The sequence below is a fragment of the Prevotella sp. kh1p2 genome (assembly GCF_900111525.1).
Classification (GTDB): Bacteria; Bacteroidota; Bacteroidia; order Bacteroidales; family Bacteroidaceae; genus Prevotella.
Map to the genome: position 1 here is coordinate 161462 of NZ_FOHY01000004.1, position 18814 is coordinate 180275.

Here is an 18814-nt window from a genome sequence, read left to right on the forward strand (position 1 = left end):
AGGTGTGCTTTTGCCGTCAGGGTGCAGGCAGCTTTCCGGCCATGCGGCTCAGGTAGGCAAACTGAAAGATGCAGTTGAATATGTAGGCTACAAGAATGCCCATGGCTATGGCTCTTGCACCCATGCCTTGCCCCAGCAGGAGCCAGGAAACGATGATGGTCATGGCCGCCCATATCACGTTGAAGGCGAAACTTGTCCACATCCTGGCCAGGCTGTACATCGACATTTCGAGTATGTTGGCTACGGCCGAGAAGACGGTTGAGATGGAGAGGATGACGAGCGGCACGTTATCAGCGAACGCCCTGCCATAAAACGACATGATAGAATTGCTCAACAGGCACACCAGAGTGGCCGCCACGGCCGTCACGGCGCCTATGAGCAGACAGTTGGCACGTAGCGTCTGGCGGAACTTGTCGCCATCGGCAGTGAGGCTCGAGAGTATGGGCAGGGCTATCTGACTGATGGCCGTGGGCACAAAAAGTATCATTACCTTCCATTGGTCGGCAGCTTCAAAGACGGCGAGTTCGCCAAATCCGTCGTGCCTTACTATCATCGAGCGGAGCAGCCAGAACGTTGGGGCTATCATCAAAGCCGACAGGGCCGCGGGCAGACTGTAGGAGAAGATGATGCCCAAATCCTTTCGGTGGATGCGGTGCCAGGTGTGCCGAAGTCCCAAGTGCCTGAAGTCCTGGCTGATAAAGTGCCTGTTGCATAGATAAACGACTATGAACCCGATGCTAAAGCCCAGTATGGCGCCGCTCACCCCGTAGTAGTAAGCGCCAAGAGTCATGAAAACGGCTTCGCAGATGCTGCCTGCAAGGGTGCCGAAGGCTATGCCCCTGAAGTTCTCGAAGCCCATGAGCGCACCGTTCTGCGCCCCGTTGATGATGGAGAAAAACAACAGTACGGCACCCAGACGAATGGGTGCGGTGAGCTGCGGGTCCTTGAGTATGCCCGTTGCTATGGCGTGGGCAGAAAGCAGAATGAGGAGGGTAACCACCATGCCCGATGCCGTGGCAAAGGTGTTGGTTAGGCTGTAGATGTACGGTATCTGCTCTTTGGCGCCGTTGCGGTACTGCGATATGTACTTTGTTGATGTAACTCCCAGTCCTACGGAGCCCAGAACAATGAACATGTTGATGGTTGAACGGATGATGCCTAACTTGCCGAAGTCTTCCTTTCCGAGTATGTTGGCGCAGATGATGCCCGCCAGCATGACGACAAACTTGGCCGTGGCAGTGCCCGTAAACGACCAGATGGCGCCGCTGGCCATCCTCTTCGCGATGTCGGAATGCCGGTATTGGGCGAGTAAGTGATTGATGATTTTCATCCTGGTAGGGAGCAGCTTCAGAGGTGTTGGCCTGCTATTATCCTGCCAATCTTGCCGATACGCTGCTTAGCTATAGGCTGCGAGAGGAAGTAGTTGTAAAACCTCAGGCCGTGGGTATCGGTACCGCAGAGGTCGTAGAAGCCTTTGTCGAGGAGCATTTCGGCCTTGCGCTGCACGGCTTTGCCATAAGCACCCACGATGGATGGGAGGTTCAGCTGGAAGAGAATGCCGTTGTGCTTGAGCTTCTCGTAGTCGCCGATGTTCATGTACTGGTACCGTTCGGGGTGTGCCAGCACCGGGAAGAAGCCCATGCGCTTTACGTCGTGCAGGATGTCTGCCATTCCGTAGGGCGGATTGAAGTAGGAAGTCTCTACCAGAAGGTGGTTTCCGCTTTCGCCTAAAGCCAGCAGGTTGAGCTGCTTGCGGCGGCTGGCAAAGAGGTCGTCCATCATGTTTTCGGCTGCCAAGTGGAGCCGGATGTGCCCCTTGTAGTGTGCGAGCAGGTTGTCGAACCGCTGTTGCAAGTCGGCCGGGTCGTTGGGAATGTCGTCCATGATGTGCGGTGTGAGCCACACGGATGCCACGCCCAAGCTCTCCCACAGCTGGAGTATGCGGAGCGTTTCGTCTGTTTTCTGCACGCCATCGTCCACCCCCGGCAGCAAATGACAGTGGTAATCGGTGAACCCCTGCAGGAGTCCGCTGTCCTTGATGGTAACCTTACTGCTGAACGGCCACATCCTATTCGTCCTCCTTGGCGTAGCTTCCGTAGCCATAGCCGTATCCGTAGCCATGGCGGCTGTAGCCGTATTTGCCGCTTACAACCTTGCTCCCGTTGAGGATGAGGCCCATGTTCTTGAGCTTCTTCTGTGTGTAGAACTCTTCGATAACGGGCAGCATGTCGCGTTCCAGCAGGCCGCTGCGCACGATGAACACCGTCATGTCGGCCATGCCGGCTATGATGTTGGTGTCGGCAACGATGTCAACCGGGGCACAGTCCATCAGCACCAGGTCGTATTCCTGCTTCAGTTCACCGACCAGTTGCTGCAGTCTGCCGTTGCCAAGGAGCTCTGTCGGGTTGGGCGGAATGGCTCCTCCGGGGATGATGTCGAGGTCGGGGCAGTCGTCATGGTGTACGATGAGTTTCCGCCAGTCATTGCTCTGACCGGCCAGGTAGGTCGAAATGCCGTCGTGGGGCATGCCCACGTACTCGCTGAGCGAGGCTTTGCGGATGTCTGTGTCAAGCAAGGCTACGCGCTTGCCTTTGAGGGCAAACACGGCTGCAAGGTTGATGGAGACGAATGTCTTGCCGCTGCCGGGGTTAACGGAGGTAACCATGAAGACCTTTGCCTGGTTGTTGCTGCTGGCCATGAACTCCACATTGGTGCGCACAACACGGAAAGCCTCGTTTATCATGTTGCGCTTCTTGGGCTGCACGAGGATGCGGCCCGGCGCCAAGTCCTTGCCTTTGGCCTTGCTGGGAGTCAGTGGAATCTCGCCTATGAACGGTATGGAGAGTTTCTCCAAATCCTTCTTGCCCTGCACGGTGGTGTTGAGCAGCTCGCGCAGATAGATGATGACGATGGGCAGGATGAGGCCCATGAGCAGCGCAACGAGCAGCGTGATGCCCTTGCGGGGCGACGTGGGTTCCAGCTTTCCCATAGGAGGCGTGATGATGCGGGTATTGTAGGCGGTGAATGCCTGTGAGAGTTGGTTCTCTTCCCGCTTCTGAAGAAGGTAGATGTAGAGCGACTCTTTCACCTTCTGTTGCCGCTCCACGGAGAGCAGATGCTTGGCCTGTGCGGGGCTGGAGGCAATTTCAGCAGTGTTCTTGCTTTGGTTTGCCGCGAATCCTCCTATCTGTATGTTGAGCCGACGGATGTCATTATTCACCGTGGCCAGTATCGACTGGCGCATGCTCTTGAGCTGCAAGTCCAGGTCTTCAACCAGTGGATTGGCCGTACTGCTGTTTTCAACGAGCTTGTTGCGTTCCAGCTGCTTGGTGTTATACTCCGCTATCTGGGCTTCCAGCGCCTTGTTGCCCTCGGTTACGTTGGCCGGCAGCAGCTGGTTATGCCTGCTGTTGTTCTGCAGATAGTTGCGCAGATAGGTCGCGGTGTACAGCTGGTTGTTGAGCAGCAACTTGCTCTGGTCGGCCTGGTTGGCGTTTTCCATGTGCATCTTGGCTGCCTCAGCCACGTCGGGAATCAGGTTCTTGCTCTTGTAGGCTGATATGTCGTTGTCTACATTGCCCAGTTCGAGGGAGATGGACTTCAGCCGCTCGTCAATAAACTTTGATGTGCTGAGCGCCACGTTGTTCTTGTCTTTCACCCAGTCTTCCTGATACGCGGCTATGACTGCATTGAGAATGTCCTCTGCCCGCTCAATGGAAGCATCCTTGATGTCGAGGTTGATGACCGACGCATTTTCGTCCGCAACCGATGCGGTGAACTTATTCATCAGCTCCTCGGTGCAGTCTATGGGTGCAGCTCTGTTAACCTTGACGGTCAGCTCCTCGTCTTTGCCCATGAGTTTGGCAAAGTAAGGCGTGGCCGAAACCATCATGCTGCCGGCCGGAGTCTTGACAACGGCGCCCAGGCGGCCCGTAAACGAGCCGCCGATATGTTCCTTGTTCTTCCTGATGTCGGCAATGGTGAGGCTGCCGTCGGCCTTCACCGTGAGGGTGAAGCGGAGCCTGTCGTCATCGGTCAGGGCAGGAACAAGCACGCTGACGGGCAGTGTGCGGCCGTAGAGTTCCACGTTGCGCAGGCCCTGACGCTGTCTGTAAGCGTAGTCGAGGTGCAGCCTGCGCACCACCTTGAGCATGACCGAGGGCGACTGCAGCGCCAGTTGCTCGTTGTAAACGTTTGAAACGGCATTGAAGAGTCCCATGCCCGAGAATGCTCCCAGTTCGCTCGAGACCGATGAGGCGGCGTTGTCTTCCTCCTTTATCAGCACTGCTGCCGAGCGCGTATATTGCGGAGCGGTTCGGAGCAGGAACAGTACGGCCAGCAGCATGCACACCAGCACCGAGGCGACAAACCACTTCCATTTCTCCATGCACAGCGACACGAACTCCTTGAACCTCACGGTGCCCATGTCCGGCGCCGTCGTATTGTCATATTCCTTTAATACCATGAGCGTGTCTTAGCGTTATTTGAACAATAAAACTCCTACCGTGGTGAGCACCGAAATGAGTGAAAGCCAGAAGGAGGCCGACGTGAGCTGGTTGCCGTTTACGGTGGCCTGGCGCTGCCGGTAGTTGTTGGGCGACACGTAGACGATGTCGTTCTGCTGCAGGTAGTAGGCCGGCGAGCGGAACAGGCTGTCGCTCGAGAGGTCCACCTTGTAGGCATACTGCCGGTCGCCGAAGTCGCGCAGAACGGTTACGCTGTCCCTGCGGCCGTAGATGGTCATGTCGCCGGCCTTGCTCAGTGCGTCGAGAATGGTAAACTTGTCACGGTCGATGACGAACTGCCCCGGGTCCTTCACCTCGCCCAGAACGGAGAGGCGGAGGTTGGCATACTCAACAGTAACCACGGCGTCCTTGAGGTACTGCTTGCCCAGCAGCACCGACTTGATGGCCTGTCCCACCTCGTTGCGCGTCATGCCGGCCACGTGCAGGCTGCCCACAATGGGGAAGTCGATGTTTCCCTCGCCGTCAATGGTGTAGGCGGCAGAGTAGTTACTCTGCATGAGAGCTTGCTGTTCGGTGTAGCCAACAATCTGTTGAGTGATGGGTAAGTTGAAGAGATTGCTCAATACAGGGTCCTTGCTCTTTACTACAATGGTTACTTTGTCCTGCGGCTTGAGCCTGATTTCCGCGTTCTCTGCCATCGTGCGGATTTCGCCCTGCTGCAGTCCGCCGAAGTAGGTTATCTTCTGCGGAGGGGCGCAGGATACGATACCCAGGGCCAGTAAGGATGCAATAGCGAGATTTCTGATGTTCATTGTCCGTTTGTTTTATCCTGCCGGAGGCTTCCGTGCGTGTACGACCTCTCTTCCTCCCAATGCAAGCAGCAAAATCAGAAGGTGTGGGCAAGCAAGGTCGAAACTCTTCGGAATCCTCCGCATGTAGGTCAGCATGCCGGTTGACATGCAGACCCGCAGATGTTCGTTATAGTCTGTTGAATGGTTTCCCCATTCCAATATTAAAACTGCATTTTATCTATTTTGTTGCAAAAGTAGGCATTTTTTCTTGATTTTAGGCAGCTTTGCGGCCCAACAGTGGCCTGTCGGGAAAAAATAAACGGCTTTTTGCCATTACTTTACGATTATTTTATTATATTTACAGCATAAAACAAAGGAAGGGAGGAACCTGCCATGACTAAACTGACCGATACCCTTTGCCGTGCCACTCTGTTGTTGCTGGCACTGATGGTGAGCGCACTTGCCGGCTCACAGAACACCTATTACACTTATCAGGGCACCGTTTCTGATGCCGAGACGGGCCGCCGCCTGCCCTACGTGGCCATTGCCGTGGCGGGGCAGCATGTCTCCATCGTCTCCAATGCCGACGGTGAGTTCGTGCTCAAGACGCCTGTCCGCCCCTCGCAGCTGGTGCTCACCCACGTGGGTTATCAGACCACGCGCTGCAAGGTGGGTGCCGAGGGCCAGCGGCTGAACATACGCATGCAGCCCGGAACCATCCAGCTCTCGGAGGTGGTGGTGGCTTCGGGCGATGCGGAGAAGATACTGCGCAGCGCCATCGGCAAGATACCCGCCAACTACAGCAGCGTACCCGAGCTGTTCCGCGGCTTCTACCGCGAGACCACCGAGCGCGGGCGCCGCTGCATCTACGTGGCAGAGGCCGTGGTCAACATGTACAAGACGGAGTACACCCGCGACGTTTATGCCGACCGTGTGAGCATAGACAAGGCCCGGAGGCTCATCAGCACGCGCAAGACCGATACCCTTGGAGCCAAGATGGTGGGCGGACCAACGCTGCCGGTGTACATAGACGTGGCCAAGAACATTGACTATCTCTTCAGCGAGGAGACGCTCCGGCTGTACGACTTCTTGCTGGCACCGCCCGAGAAGACGGGCGACCGCCCGCAGGTGGTTGTGCTCATGCGCCCCCGCAAGATGCTCAACGGCGCCCTCTACATAGCCAAGGTGTACATAGACCGCGAGACCCTGTCGTTCTCGCGCGTGGAGATGGACCTCGACATGACCGACAGAACCCGGGCCACGGCCGTGATGCTGGTCAGCAAACCGGCCGGAGTGAGGTTCAAGCCGCGCCAGCTCTCGCTCGTTGTAAACTACTCGCTCGAAGACGGCGTGAGCCGCATCAGCTACGTGCGCAGCACCTCGCGCTTCAACTGCGACTGGAAGCGCCGCCTCTTCCACTCCGGTTACACGGTCACGTCGGAGATGGTTGTCACCGACCGGGCAGCCCCCGACCGCGTTCACCGCATACGGGGCAAGAGCAGCTTCCGCCCACACGAGTCGCTTTACGACAAGGTGGAACTGTTCGACGACCCGCAGTTCTGGGGCCACGACAACATCATTGAGCCCACGGAGAGCCTGGAGCACGCCATCAACAAACTGAAAAAGAAACTGCGGGAGTGATGCTGCCGGATGGCCGGACGGCGTGATGGCCGCACTGACTGGTGGCGCAACGGCCCTTTGCTGCCTGTCTCTGTGAAGCCGGAATGTAAGGAATTTATGCCGAAAAACAGTGCAGCGTTTTCGGCCGAAACAGATAACGAGAAAGATGCAAACATGCTTCCGGGAGCCCGTTTGTCATCATTCGCGGGCTTGAGGTTATGCTTCAGGCTGCCCGAAGCATATCTCCGGCGCGCCTGAAGCATAGCTTCAAGGAGCCCGAAAGGCGCCTCTGGCGGCACCGAAAGCATGCTTTTGCGGCCTTGATGCAGCCCTTCGGGCAGCCCGTTTCCGTGCTCCCGGAAGCAAGATGCTGATAGCCAGTTACTTAAAGGATGCCGTTTTTGGCGCGTATTTGCAACGGGGTGAACGCCCGGTTGCAAATACGGCCGCTACGCGAGGGGTGTTGTAAAAATAAATACTGATGCTTTCTGCCGCCGGCCGGCATTGTTCCGGGCTAAATGCCGAGTACCTCAGCCAGCTCGCCGAAGTGCTGGATACGCGCCAGATGAGGGTGGGCGTACTCGGCCGTAACCTCGTGCTGCCACTGCACATGGAAGGGTATGTGCACTGCATAGCCGCCCAGCAGGAGCACGGGCTCGATATCCGACTTGAAGGAATTGCCCACCATGAGCAGCTGGTCCATGCCTACGCCGAACCGGCGGCACAGCTGCTGGTAGGCTTCGGGCGACTTGTCGGACACGATAACCACGTCGTCGAACCTGTTGCGCAGGCCCGACCGCATGAGCTTATGCTCCTGGTCAAGCAGCTCTCCCTTAGTAAAAACAACCATGCTGTACCTGTCTGCCTGGCGTATGGTGCGCAGGCAGGCGTCTACTCCGGGCAGGGGCGTGGCCGGAATCTGGAGCAGCAACTTGCCCAGTTGCGTAATGCGCAACAGGTCGGAGGCCGCTATCTGCTCCTTGCTCACTCTCACCGCATTCTCTACAAGCGAGAGTGTAAAGGCCTTGCAGCCGTAGCCCAGGAGGGGCATGTTGGCCGTTTCGGTTTCAAAGAGCGCCTTGTCAACCTCTTCTGCGGTTGCGTAAGGCGAGAGAATGTGCTCGTACGAGCGCTGTACTTGCTCGAAGTGCGACTGGCAGTCCCACAGGGTGTCGTCGGCGTCGAAGGCTATCAGTTTAATGTCGTTGGTCTTTATCATGTGTTGCTGTGAATCGGGAAAAGCCAAAGCCGCATGGAGTGGCTTTGGCTTTTGGGTGCAGGGGCGCCGTTCAAATCTTGTCCAGCGCCTGTTTGATGTCGTCTAAAATGTCGTCGCAATCCTCAACGCCCACGGACAGGCGGATGAGGTCGGGGGCTATGCCGGCCTGGCGCAGCTGGTCGTCGGTAAGCTGGCGGTGGGTGTGGCTGGCTGGATGGAGCACGCAGGTGCGGCTGTCGGCCACGTGGGTCACGATGTTGATGAGTTCGAGTGAGTCCATCCACTTGATGGCGGTGTCGCGGTTGCCCTTCAGTCCGAAGGCTATCACGCCGCAACTTCCATTGGGCAGGTACTTGCGGGCGCGCTCGTAGTTGCGGTCGTCGGTAAGTCCGCTGTAGTGAACCCATGCCACGCGCGGGTCGTTATGTAAGAACTCGGCTACGCGCTGGGCGTTTCGGCAGTGTTGGGCCATGCGCAGATGCAGGCTCTCGAGGCCGAGGTTGAGCAGAAAAGCATTCTGTGGGCTCTGTATGCTGCCAAGATCGCGCATGAGCTGGGCCACGAGTTTGGTCATGTAAGCCATGCGGCCGAAGCTCTTGGTGTACGTAAGACCGTGGTAGGAGGCGTCGGGCGTGCAGAGCCCGGGATACTTGCCGGCGTGCTGCTCCCAGCTAAAGTTGCCGCTGTCTACCACCGCTCCGCCCACTGAAGTGGCGTGGCCGTCCATGTACTTGGTGGTGGAGTGGGTCACGATGTCGCATCCCCACTCAAAGGGACGGCAGTTGATGGGTGTTGCAAAGGTGTTGTCTACTATCAGGGGCACGCCGTTGCGGTGGGCTATGCGGGCAAACTTCTCGATGTCGAGCACGTTGCAGCCGGGGTTCGAGATGGTTTCGCCGAACATCACCTTCGTGTTCGGGCGGAAAGCCTGCTGTATCTCGTCGTCCGGGGCCTCTGGATTAACGAAGGTGCACTCAATGCCCAGCTTCTTCATCGTTACGCCGAAGAGGTTGAAGGTGCCGCCGTAAATCTCGTTGGAGGACACGATATGGTCGCCCGCCTCGCAGATGTTGAACACGGCGTAGAAGTTGGCAGCCTGGCCGCTGGAGGTGAGCATGGCGCCCACACCGCCCTCCAAGGCGGCAATCTTGCGGGCTACGGCATCGTTGGTGGGGTTCTGCAGGCGGGTGTAGAAGTATCCGTCTTTCTTCAGGTCGAAGAGCATGGCCATCTCCTCGCTATTGTCGTACTTGAATGTTGTGCTCTGTACAATCGGCAGCTCCACAGGTTCTCCGTTCTTGGGTTCCCAACCCGCCTTGACGCAAAGGGTCGAGGGTTTCAGTTTCTTTTTCATCTTTCGGTTGTTCCTTGTTGTATGTGTACGCCAAAGGCATGTTAAGCCGTTGGCAAAAGTTTAAATACTTGTACTCAAAAAGTTGCACATGTGATTGACCGTTGGCCACTTGATGGTGGCCAAACAGGAAGGTTCAGGCCAATGTATGTACAAAAGTTGTGCAATATTCGCACTTTTTTTCGAGATATGCAAGCGATTGTACAAGGAATTGGTCGGTGGGAGCGGAAAAATGTGTAGTGGCTGTTGTTTCCCCAGCCTCTTCGCTATGAGGTTTACTTGGCGTTGAGGTAAAGGTTCACGTATTGGTAGTTGGCCTGGGCCTTGCGTACCAGCGTGGGGTCGGGATGGCTGACAGGCTGCTCGTCGGATGTGCCGTCAGGGAGCGGACGGACGGCAAACTGGCGGACGGAGCGTACGGGTGAGAGCACCGTGAGGCGATTGGAATCATAGTATCCCAGGTCCTGGTAGGTTGCCATAAAGGCTCGGGGACGGAAGGTTGGGGCAAGTACATCTTGCCCGCTGAAGCTCACCTTGCAGCTCAGATGAAGCAAGGAAAGAAGTGTTGGCATGACATCTATCTGCGAACACACCTTATTTATATATGCTGGTTTTACCAGTCGTGGTGCATAGATGAGGCAAGGAATGTGGTAGCGATGGATGGGCAGCGATGTTTTTCCGGCGCTTGAGGCACAGTGGTCGGCGATGATGATGACTGCGGTGTTGGCAAACCAGGGCTTGCTCGCTGCTTCACGGACGAAGCGACCTATGGCATAGTCGGTATAACGCACGGCAGCTTCACGCGTGTTGGGCTCTCCGTCCGTGTGGATGCGGCCGTCGGGATAGGTGTAAGGGCGGTGATTGCTGGTCGTCATGATTTGAGCAAAGAAGGGTTTGCTGCTTTTTGCATCGGCATCGAACACGCTGAGACTCTTGCGGAAGAGATCTTCGTCACACACGCCCCATATATTTGCAAAGGTAATGTCATTGGATGCAATATCCTTACGGTCAATGACTTCGTAGCCGTTGTGGGCGAAGAAGTCGCCCATATTGTCGAAATAGCTGTCGCCACCGTACAAAAACTGCGTGCGGTAGCCGAGCTTACGGAGCACTGCACCTACCGACAGGTTGCCCATGCGGTTCTGTTTGCGCTTGATGATGCTCTCGCCTGCGCTTGGCGGAATGCAGAGCGATAAGGCTTCCAGTCCGCGTACCGTGCGGTTGCCGGCAGCGTAGAGACGGTCGAAGACAAGACTTTTCGGTATCAGTCGGTCGAGTTCGGGCGTTAGGTGCTGGCTGTTTCCGTATCTGGTCAGAAAGTCGGCGCTTAGACTTTCTACGGTTATGAGTATGATGTTAGGCCGGTTGGCTCCCAGACTGTCGCCAATGTTCTTGTAACCGCTGGCATTCAGGCCGGCTTCCTGGCGATACAGAGCCACTGCCTGTGGCTTGGGCAGCATCGGGTAGAACCTGTCGTACTCCAGCTTGTTACTTTGAAAAGCGATGCAGAAGTCGTAGGCGCCGTTCTGTTCGAGCTGTGTGACATACTGATTGTCACTCTGCAGGGAGTGTGTTCCCCAGAGTATCAGGGCTGCACAGACTGCAAAAGCGGCATAAATGGCTAAATGAACGGCAAGCAAACGGGGGGTATAGAGGCCTGTGAGACGGAAACGTCTCTTGCGGGAGTCCCACAGTATGATGCCTGCAGTAACGAGGAGCGCCAGGATAAGGATGGGAATAATCGCATAGGACTCCATGATATTGCCGATAACCTCGTGTGTGTAGACCAGATAGTCAACGGCAATGAAGTTATAACGTACGCCAAACTCCTGCCAGAAGAATATCTCGCCCACCGTTACACAGAGAAAGAGGAACACGTAGATGCCCCATGCGGCATAAAGAGAAACACGCCGCCACGCGTTGCGTATGCTCGGGAGACGAAAACGGAGCGTAAAACTCAAGAGCTTCCAGCCTAAGAACAACTTGGCTATTTTGGGCGCGCCGCCTCCGTATTCATCGAAGACAGAGTGGAAGCAGAGCGTATAGACCAGTCCTGCTACTAACAGAGCTTCTATCAGCCATCCTGCTATCTTATTGTATTTCCATTCATTCAGTCCCAGATAAAGTATCTGGAGGGGCATGAAAAGCAAAATACCCATACCCAAATCGGACAAAAGGCCAACGCTCAGAAGCCGAACAACGGCTGCCAAGTTGAATGAAGCATCGCCGGGTGTCATTTGCATCAACACGATTCTGAGCAAGAAACCTACTGCTACATAGAGCTTCAGGAACCTGCACATAATGATGAAGAGAGGATTTCTGTAATCCGCTTTCGTGCCTTTATCCATATTTCTTTTTGTTTTTGGACGCAAAGATACCGTTCAAATCTGTAGACATTTTGAATTTTGACAGTATTCTCTAACACATCCAGTATTTCTACAGAATCGGTCTGTAAGTTTGTTGCGTCTTGGCAGAGGAATAATCTTTGAGTTCGTTCTCCGGGCAATGTGGGCGGGAATATTTATGGTATGGGATGCCTGTCTATGTGAAATCGTTGTGGAATTTGCGATAACCGTTGGTTGTATTGATAGTATTGTATAATAAAATATGGTGGGAGTCGTTATGAAGAATGTGAAGGTTTTGATTATAGAAGATGAACGTCAGCTTTCCGACAGCATCAAGACATATCTGGAAAGGCAGCACTATCTGTGTGAGCAGGCTTTCGACTTCGATGATGCCATGATGAAAGTTGGGGTGTATGGCTACGACTGCATCCTGCTTGACCTGATGCTGCCGGGTGGCAATGGGCTGGAAATACTCGGCTCCATCCGCCGAAAACAGAACGGGGTAGGTGTCATCATCATCTCTGCCAAGGACTCGCTCGACGACCGTCTGCGAGGTTTGGAGATTGGGGCAGACGATTATTTGCCCAAGCCTTTTGCCTTGCCGGAGCTCGCCATGCGTGTATATGCGCTCATAAGGCGTAAGGAATTCTCGGCAAGTAACGTGATTCATTCGGGCAATATTGAAATAAATTTGCTTGAAAAGACGGTCAGTGTCGGCAAAACTCAGCTGGAACTCACCCGTTCGGAGTACGAACTGCTGCTTTTCTTCATCAGCAATCGCGACCGTATTATCTCCAAAGCTGCCATTGCCGAACATCTTACGGGCGAAATGGCAGACATGCTCGACAGCTACGATTTTATCTATTCACACATCAAGAACCTCAAGTCTAAACTCGCCAAAGAAGGCGTAAGAGACGTAATCAAGACCGTTTACGGGACGGGATACAAATGGAAAGAACCCTGACACGGCAATTGATGACGAGGCTTATCGTTGGGTTATTCGTCATCCAGGTGCTTGCCACACCTTTTTTATATTATCTTACGACGCGCTTCTACGCAGAAGATTTACTGGATGTAGTGCGCAGTTACGGCATTAAAGACCCGGACTTAGACCTCGAAGAAGACGTAATGGCCGGCATGTTTATCCAGTTTTTCGTTATTCTTGGAGGCTTGCTTTCTGTTATCCTGCTTGTAGCACAGCTCGTTCCTCGCCGACTCTGGCGCCCGTTCCATCAAACTCTTGAGCAGATTAAAGGTTTTAAAGTGGAGCGGGGCATGACAGTTTTGCCCGAGACAACAGGCGTACATGAGTTCAGCCAGCTCAATTCAACGCTGAACCGCATCATGGAGACCAGCGTAAAGAGCTATCAGGTGCAGAAAGAGTTTACGGAGGATGCTTCCCATGAGCTGCAAACGCCGATAGCCATCGTACAGAACAAGATAGACAACATGCTGCAAGACGAGAGCCTTACGCCGTATCAGGCTCAGGAACTGCATGAAATCTATCAGGAACTGCGCCACATGAGCAACCTCAGTCGCAGCCTGTTGCTGTTGTCGAAGATAGAGAACAATCAGTTCAGTACACAGTCGGAAGTTGACCTCTGCCTAAAGATGAAGGACCTGCTCCCCCGCCTTGAAAGCCTTGCCGGCAGCATTGTGGTCACTGCAACGTTCGCACAGCCCAGCCTGAAACTGCGGTGCAATGAAACTCTCTTGGAGAGTCTGATAACAAATCTTGTAGTGAATGCCGTCCGGCATAACTATGCCAGAGGCAAGATAGCTGTTACCGTAACAGACGGACAGCTGTCAGTTGCCAACACATCTAACGAACCCGCGCTGGATGCCCACCACGTTTTCTCCCGCTTCTTCCGTACAAAAGGAACCCAGAAAGGCAATGGATTGGGCCTTGCCATCGTGAAGTCAATCTGTGATTATCACCATTGGCAGGCCGGCTATTACTATGCAGACGGGCAGCATGTGTTTACCGTAAAGTTTTAAGCCATGTATCTTACGCTCATTATTGTGGGTCTGGTGGCCGGAACACTGTCAGGCTCCGTTGGCTTTGGCGGTGGAATGGTGTTGTTGCCGGTTATCACCTACTTCTATGGGGTGGAGATAGCTGTGCCCGTCTCTACTATTGCCCAGTTGATGAGCAACCTCTCCCGTGCAGCTATGGGTTGGCGCGAGATTCACTGGCGGCAAGTGATGTGGTTTCTCATCCCGGCCTTGCCTTTTACGGCACTCGGTGCTTTCGGCTTCAGCTTGATAGACAAGGCGCTCATGACGCGCTTGCTGTGCGTTTTCCTTATCATCTTTTCCATTATGAAGCTACGTGGAAAGCTGCATTTGCCGTCAGGCCACCGCACAATGTTGGTCGGTGGAAGCCTGACGGGACTTGTTAACGGGCTGTTGGGCATATCCGGTCCGTTGAGCAGTGCCGTGTTCCTGACGCTCGACCTCGCTCCTGTTGCCTACATCGCCAGCGAGGCTACGGCGGCTGCAGCTATGCACATCGTTAAGGCTATAACCTATGGAAAGTTCGACCTGATGGACTGGCACATCTTTCTTAACGGACTTTTTATCGGCTGTGCCATGATGGCAGGCAACTTCGTGGCCATACATCTCATTCGATATGTGCACAAGAAAATCTATCAATGCATAGTAGCCGGCATGATGATAGCCATCTCGCTGTGGCTTTTCATCATGACTTGATAAGTGCGAGTTCGACGAAAAAGGAACTCCACAGCGCATAGGTAGCCCCGGCTTGGATAGATGAGTGGCCTGTTTGTGTAGCCAGGCGGCAGGTTGCAGCTGCCGGCGTGTTCGTTGAGAAAGGCTAACATGCCGGCGTTTTTCCGGCTTACTTTGCCCAGAGAAGACAGCTTCTGTAACCCCTTGTGTATCAATATGCTCCGTGTTCTTCATCCTCTTGTGTTGCTGGAGCTATGGTTCAGCATCCTTGAAGGTATCGTTCAAGGACGTTGAAGCTATGCTTCAAGCGTCTTGAAGCATAGCTCCTGCACCGTGGCTGCCAACATGCCTGTTTTCGGTCTAACGCAAATTCGCTGTATGCACGTAAAGTGCATCATACCAGAGGAGGGCTAAATCAAATCATAGAAATGCTGACGCAGGGTGCCGGTATGTTCTTGTCCTGTTGTTTCTGTCGGTCTGCGCCGGCTTCAGGTTTCTGTTAGGCGGTGGTAATGGCAAAAGAGCAACCTGCCCGTTTCGTCGTGCAGGTGCATGCCTCCACCCTCGCAGTAGCGGAACATGCTGCATTCGGCACATTCGCCCTGCCGTGCCCATGCCCTGTTGCGGTACACCTGGAAGCGGCGCTCCCATACATCCATGAAGTTGTCGCGGTAGATGTTGCCCTGATGATAGTCGGGTCGGATGCTTGCACAGGCCGAGATGGAACCGTCGCAGAGTACGGAACCCACGGTGATGCCGGCGTGGCAGAAATAGAAATGGTCGCGTACCTGCCCCTCATAATTGCCGAGGAATCCCTCGCACCCATAGCTGGCATGAATTTGTGCCTGCTGGCGGGTCTCTTTGATGAATTCGAATACGCCGCGGAACTGGGTATCTTCTAATCTCATTTCCGGGTCTTTGGCTGCTCTGCCTACAGGGAATACGGTCACCACACGCCATCTTCCGACGCCTTTGCCGACGAGGAACGAGCGGATGGCGGGCAGCTCCCGGTAGTTGCGTTGGTTCACGCAGGTCAGCACGTCGTATGTCAGGCCCGGCGTGGCTGTCATCATCTCAATGGCTTGTGCTACCCGCCCAAAGCTGTGTTCGTTACCTCTCATCCAGTTATGGCTTTCTTCTAAACCGTCTAAACTTACGGTAACAGAGCCTAATCCGGCAGCCAGCAGTTGCCGGTAGCGTTCCGGCGTGAGTGCAAGCGCATTGGTTACCATACCCCAGGGGAAGCCTTTGTCGTGAATGGCCCGGCCACATTCGGCCAGGTCGGGCCTCATGAGAGGCTCTCCTCCTGTGATGATGACGAACACGTTGTTCGGGTTTGTGCGGGCTGCAACTTCGTCGAGAACGCGTAGAAAATCAGCTGCGGGCATGTCGGGTGTGGCCGATGCCTGTCTGCAGTCGCTTCCGCAGTGCCGGCAATGTAGGTTGCAGCGGAGCGTGCACTCCCAGAACAGATGCCTGAGCGGATGTTCTGCGGTGACATTATGCCTGATGATGCGGGCTGCCTCCAAAGCTACTCGCTTCTTGAGGTTTATCATTTCTTCTTGAGTTTGGCGTTGGCAGTGATTTCAAACTCCCCCTCGTTCCACGCGCCATGGCCTTCTGCAACTTTCTTCAGTTCAACATCTTTCTCGCGGAGTGTGTCATTCTGGAATGCTCCTCCATTGGCCTCGCCGTCTGCGTCTTCAATGACAATCATCCTGCTAAACATGGGGGACCCTGGTCCATAATTCTTCTGTGTGACATACTGACCCTTGGAGTCGGTGTAGGCAGAGTCTATGGCAGGCAGAATAGCTTTGCTGTAGTCGGGCTTGACACTGACTTTAATGCCTTTGACAGGCTGCCCCGACTCGTCGGTTACAAGTCCTTTTACATGATAGGAGGATGTAGGAGTGCCATAGAGTTCCACAGCACCGCCCCAAGGAGAGTCGCTGCAGGAAGCAAATCCCAGTGCAACCAAGATTGCGGACATTGCAGAATTGATAACCTGCCGCAACTTCTGTGTAATGTTTACTTCTTTTTTCATCTTACGCATAGTACATAATAAGGCTCTTTGTGGCTTCTTTTGCTTATTCAACTGTTGGAGATTAGAAACCTTGCATGTAGAAACCAAAATTTTTGTTTTTTATAGTAGAGAAGCTTGACAGTGGCAGACACAAAAAGTCCCGCAAGCTTTTAAGCTTGCGGGATTTCTTGATAAAGGGTGGAGGGTGGGACTCGACCACCGTATGAAATGTAGAGAAATGCGATTAAACTTGTATATAACTAATAATCGATATCTTGTGACTGTTGTTTGTTTTATTACATTTCTTGACACTTCATCAATATAGTTGCTTTCGTTCCAAAACCGTTCCAAAAATGCTATCTTTGTTTTGGATTAAAAAATAAAAGAATAATGGCAAAGTTGTTTTTACGAACGACCAAGACAAAAGGGTATGCCCCGCTGTACATGAGGCTCACGATTAAGGGCGTGAATACCTGGCTCAACACGCACATAGAAGTATCTATTCCTGATTGGAAAACATCTGAAGGAGAAAAGGTCGTAAGTAAGATAGAACGCGTGCGCGACATGCTCAACAGCCTGTCAAATGATGTGCTGAATGACAAGCAGGCAGTAGATGATGCCGTGCGAGATATAGTATTTGGAGAACAATATCGGGCAGTGAAAGCAGCAGAGAAAAGGAGAGAACGTTCTTTGATTGGCTTCTGTGACTATTTTATCAATGGCATTGCAGATGGAAGCATCAAACATAAGGATAAGTCATACAGCAAAAGTAGCATAAGAATATGGGGACAGTTTCTCGAATTGTTGAAAGCATATCTCCATGATGATGAGGCTGTGACCTTTGACGATGTGACCAAACCGTTTGCTGACAAGTTTTCTGCATATCTCGAGCGTAGGGGAATGATGGCGAGCACGGTAAACAAGTATGTTATCTGCTTCCGCAAACTCTGTAACCGGGCAGCGGAAGAGGGCAGGAATAGTAATGCAGTTTCTTTGCGTGTGTGGCACGAGAGAGCAGTCAGTGGCAGTGAGAAGAGAACGGAAACATATATGACGGATGAGGAACTGGATGCACTATACAGGATGCCATTGGTCGGAAAGAAGAAGCTGGTGAGGGATTTGTTTTTCATTGGCTGTGTAAGCTGCCAGCGTTTCAGTGATTACGGCTTCTTGGGTAAGGATAATTTTATCAGAGATAGTGATTTACTTATCCTTAGACTGACGCAGCAAAAGACGGGAACCTATGTAGAGGTGCCGATAGTAGATGAGAGAGCCGTTAAGATATGCAATGATTATAACTTTGATTTTCCAACGGTCAGCGGTCAGCAGATAAATCGGTACATTAAAGAAGTTCTCTGCGATTTGGCCAAGTTGGTTCCCTCTTTGAGAGAAAAACAAGTAACGGTTCTTACTTATGCGGAGAGACGATCGGAGGAAAATTACAAGCGACTTCTCGCCAAGTCGAAAGAAGGTAAAAAGCTAATCAGAAACGAAGCTGACCAGTTGAGGCATTTGCAAGAATATGCGGAAATGCACAATGGTAGCCCTCTCTTTGAGCGCAATGCAGCCGGGAAAGTAATAAGACCCAAATATGAGTTGATAACATCTCACACTGCAAGGCGCAGCGGCCTTACCAACGCCTATAAGACAGGTTTGTTTGATACACGCGAATTGATGAGCCTCAGCGGGCATCAGAGTGAACGAGTATTTGAACACTATATAAGGGTAGGAACACGTGAGCAGGCGAAGCGGATAGCCGCCAAAGTTGCCGAGAAAGAAGAACTGAAAGAGAATAAAACCATATAATCAACATTTAATAGATAAAGCTATGGAATGTAAGACAACATCAAACGGGGCTCAAAATAAAACGGCAAAAGGAAACGTTACCAATTTCACGAGCAGTAATAGCCAAATGATAGAAGTGGGTAAAGACGCAAATATAAATAATTCCAATATAAAAGGGGTAGTCAACTCAACTGTGTCAGTGCGCCTTTTCCGTTAGGCTTTAACCTCGGTCGGCGGGACGCGATTTTTAATCGCGTTTCGACAACGAGGGGCCCGCAACAGCACAAAGTTACATAATCTTGAAACGGTCTCCAAATTTTATGGCCAATTGTTGCGCCGTCTGTCCCCAGTTTGCCAGCGGCATGGTCCATTTCTTGCGGATATTACGATAGGCAAGATAGACAAGTTTGTACAGCGCATGATTGGTAGGAAAGACACCCTTAGTCTTCGTGATTTTACGCACCTGGCGGTGGTATCCCTCAACGGCATTGGTGGTGTAGATCATCTTGCGAATGGCCGCGGT

Annotated in this window: 15 protein-coding genes; 5 read left to right on the forward strand and 10 right to left on the reverse strand. The window is 53.3% G+C overall.

Annotated features, from left to right (window positions below):
- Positions 1-16: 16 nt before the first annotated feature.
- Genes BMW31_RS04075 through BMW31_RS04090 form a run of 4 tightly spaced genes read right to left on the reverse strand, consistent with a single transcriptional unit; the run spans position 17 to position 5278 of the window.
- Entirely contained in the window at positions 17-1330 is a 1314-nt protein-coding gene (locus tag BMW31_RS04075; protein WP_091821381.1) for an oligosaccharide flippase family protein, read from the reverse strand.
- A gap of 17 nt (positions 1331-1347) precedes the next feature.
- Positions 1348-2067 carry a tyrosine-protein phosphatase gene (locus tag BMW31_RS04080; RefSeq protein WP_091821384.1) on the reverse strand — a complete coding sequence of 240 codons (720 nt, stop codon included), beginning with the start codon at positions 2065-2067 and terminating at the stop codon, positions 1348-1350.
- A gap of 1 nt (position 2068) precedes the next feature.
- Entirely contained in the window at positions 2069-4465 is a 2397-nt protein-coding gene (locus tag BMW31_RS04085; RefSeq protein WP_255404811.1) for a GumC family protein, read from the reverse strand.
- A 15-nt stretch (positions 4466-4480) separates the two neighbouring features.
- A complete protein-coding gene (locus BMW31_RS04090; protein ID WP_091821387.1) occupies positions 4481-5278 on the reverse strand; it encodes a polysaccharide biosynthesis/export family protein in 798 nt (265 codons plus the stop codon).
- A 372-nt stretch (positions 5279-5650) separates the two neighbouring features.
- Between BMW31_RS04090 and BMW31_RS04095 the strand changes: the two genes are divergently transcribed.
- Entirely contained in the window at positions 5651-6898 is a 1248-nt protein-coding gene (locus tag BMW31_RS04095; RefSeq protein WP_091821390.1) for a carboxypeptidase-like regulatory domain-containing protein, read from the forward strand.
- Positions 6899-7391: 493 nt separating this feature from the next.
- Here BMW31_RS04095 and BMW31_RS04100 read toward each other — a convergent pair whose 3' ends face one another.
- The 3 genes from BMW31_RS04100 to BMW31_RS04110 all read right to left on the reverse strand — a co-directional run bounded on the left by BMW31_RS04100 (position 7392) and on the right by BMW31_RS04110 (position 11795).
- Positions 7392-8096, reverse strand: a complete 705-nt coding sequence (locus tag BMW31_RS04100; protein WP_091821393.1) for an HAD family hydrolase — start codon at positions 8094-8096, stop codon at positions 7392-7394.
- A gap of 70 nt (positions 8097-8166) precedes the next feature.
- Positions 8167-9450, reverse strand: a complete 1284-nt coding sequence (locus tag BMW31_RS04105; protein ID WP_091821396.1) for an O-acetylhomoserine aminocarboxypropyltransferase/cysteine synthase family protein — start codon at positions 9448-9450, stop codon at positions 8167-8169.
- A 272-nt stretch (positions 9451-9722) separates the two neighbouring features.
- Positions 9723-11795 carry an LTA synthase family protein gene (locus BMW31_RS04110; protein WP_091821398.1) on the reverse strand — a complete coding sequence of 691 codons (2073 nt, stop codon included), beginning with the start codon at positions 11793-11795 and terminating at the stop codon, positions 9723-9725.
- Between the two features lie 283 nt (positions 11796-12078).
- Here BMW31_RS04110 and BMW31_RS04115 point away from each other — a divergent pair, with 283 nt between their 5' ends.
- From BMW31_RS04115 to BMW31_RS04125, 3 genes are read left to right on the forward strand one after another with little or no spacing between them, the layout of a single operon-like run.
- The gene (locus BMW31_RS04115) at positions 12079-12756 is read left to right on the forward strand and encodes a response regulator transcription factor (protein ID WP_177166267.1); all 678 of its coding nucleotides are present in this window, start codon (positions 12079-12081) and stop codon (positions 12754-12756) included.
- Positions 12741-13790: a sensor histidine kinase gene (locus BMW31_RS04120; RefSeq protein WP_091821405.1), complete on the forward strand. Its 1050-nt coding sequence runs from the start codon at positions 12741-12743 to the stop codon at positions 13788-13790. Before BMW31_RS04115 ends, BMW31_RS04120 begins: the two co-directional genes overlap by 16 nt.
- Before the next feature lie 3 nt (positions 13791-13793).
- Positions 13794-14504 (forward strand): sulfite exporter TauE/SafE family protein, encoded by a 711-nt coding sequence (locus BMW31_RS04125; protein WP_091821408.1) that lies wholly within the window; start codon positions 13794-13796, stop codon positions 14502-14504.
- 467 nt (positions 14505-14971) lie between these two features.
- Here BMW31_RS04125 and BMW31_RS04130 read toward each other — a convergent pair whose 3' ends face one another.
- Both BMW31_RS04130 and BMW31_RS04135 read right to left on the reverse strand, forming a co-directional pair.
- The gene (locus BMW31_RS04130) at positions 14972-16039 is read right to left on the reverse strand and encodes a TIGR04133 family radical SAM/SPASM protein (protein WP_091821411.1); all 1068 of its coding nucleotides are present in this window, start codon (positions 16037-16039) and stop codon (positions 14972-14974) included.
- Entirely contained in the window at positions 16036-16527 is a 492-nt protein-coding gene (locus BMW31_RS04135) for a radical SAM-associated putative lipoprotein (RefSeq protein ID WP_177166266.1), read from the reverse strand. Before BMW31_RS04135 ends, BMW31_RS04130 begins: the two co-directional genes overlap by 4 nt.
- Before the next feature lie 369 nt (positions 16528-16896).
- On the opposite strand from BMW31_RS04135, the gene BMW31_RS04140 reads away from it, so the two are divergent.
- The gene (locus tag BMW31_RS04140; protein WP_091821417.1) at positions 16897-18312 is read left to right on the forward strand and encodes a site-specific integrase; all 1416 of its coding nucleotides are present in this window, start codon (positions 16897-16899) and stop codon (positions 18310-18312) included.
- Between the two features lie 268 nt (positions 18313-18580).
- On the opposite strand, the gene BMW31_RS04145 is transcribed toward BMW31_RS04140, so the two are convergent.
- The coding region (locus BMW31_RS04145) for a transposase (protein ID WP_143049145.1) at positions 18581-18814 on the reverse strand (234 nt) is incomplete at its 5' end.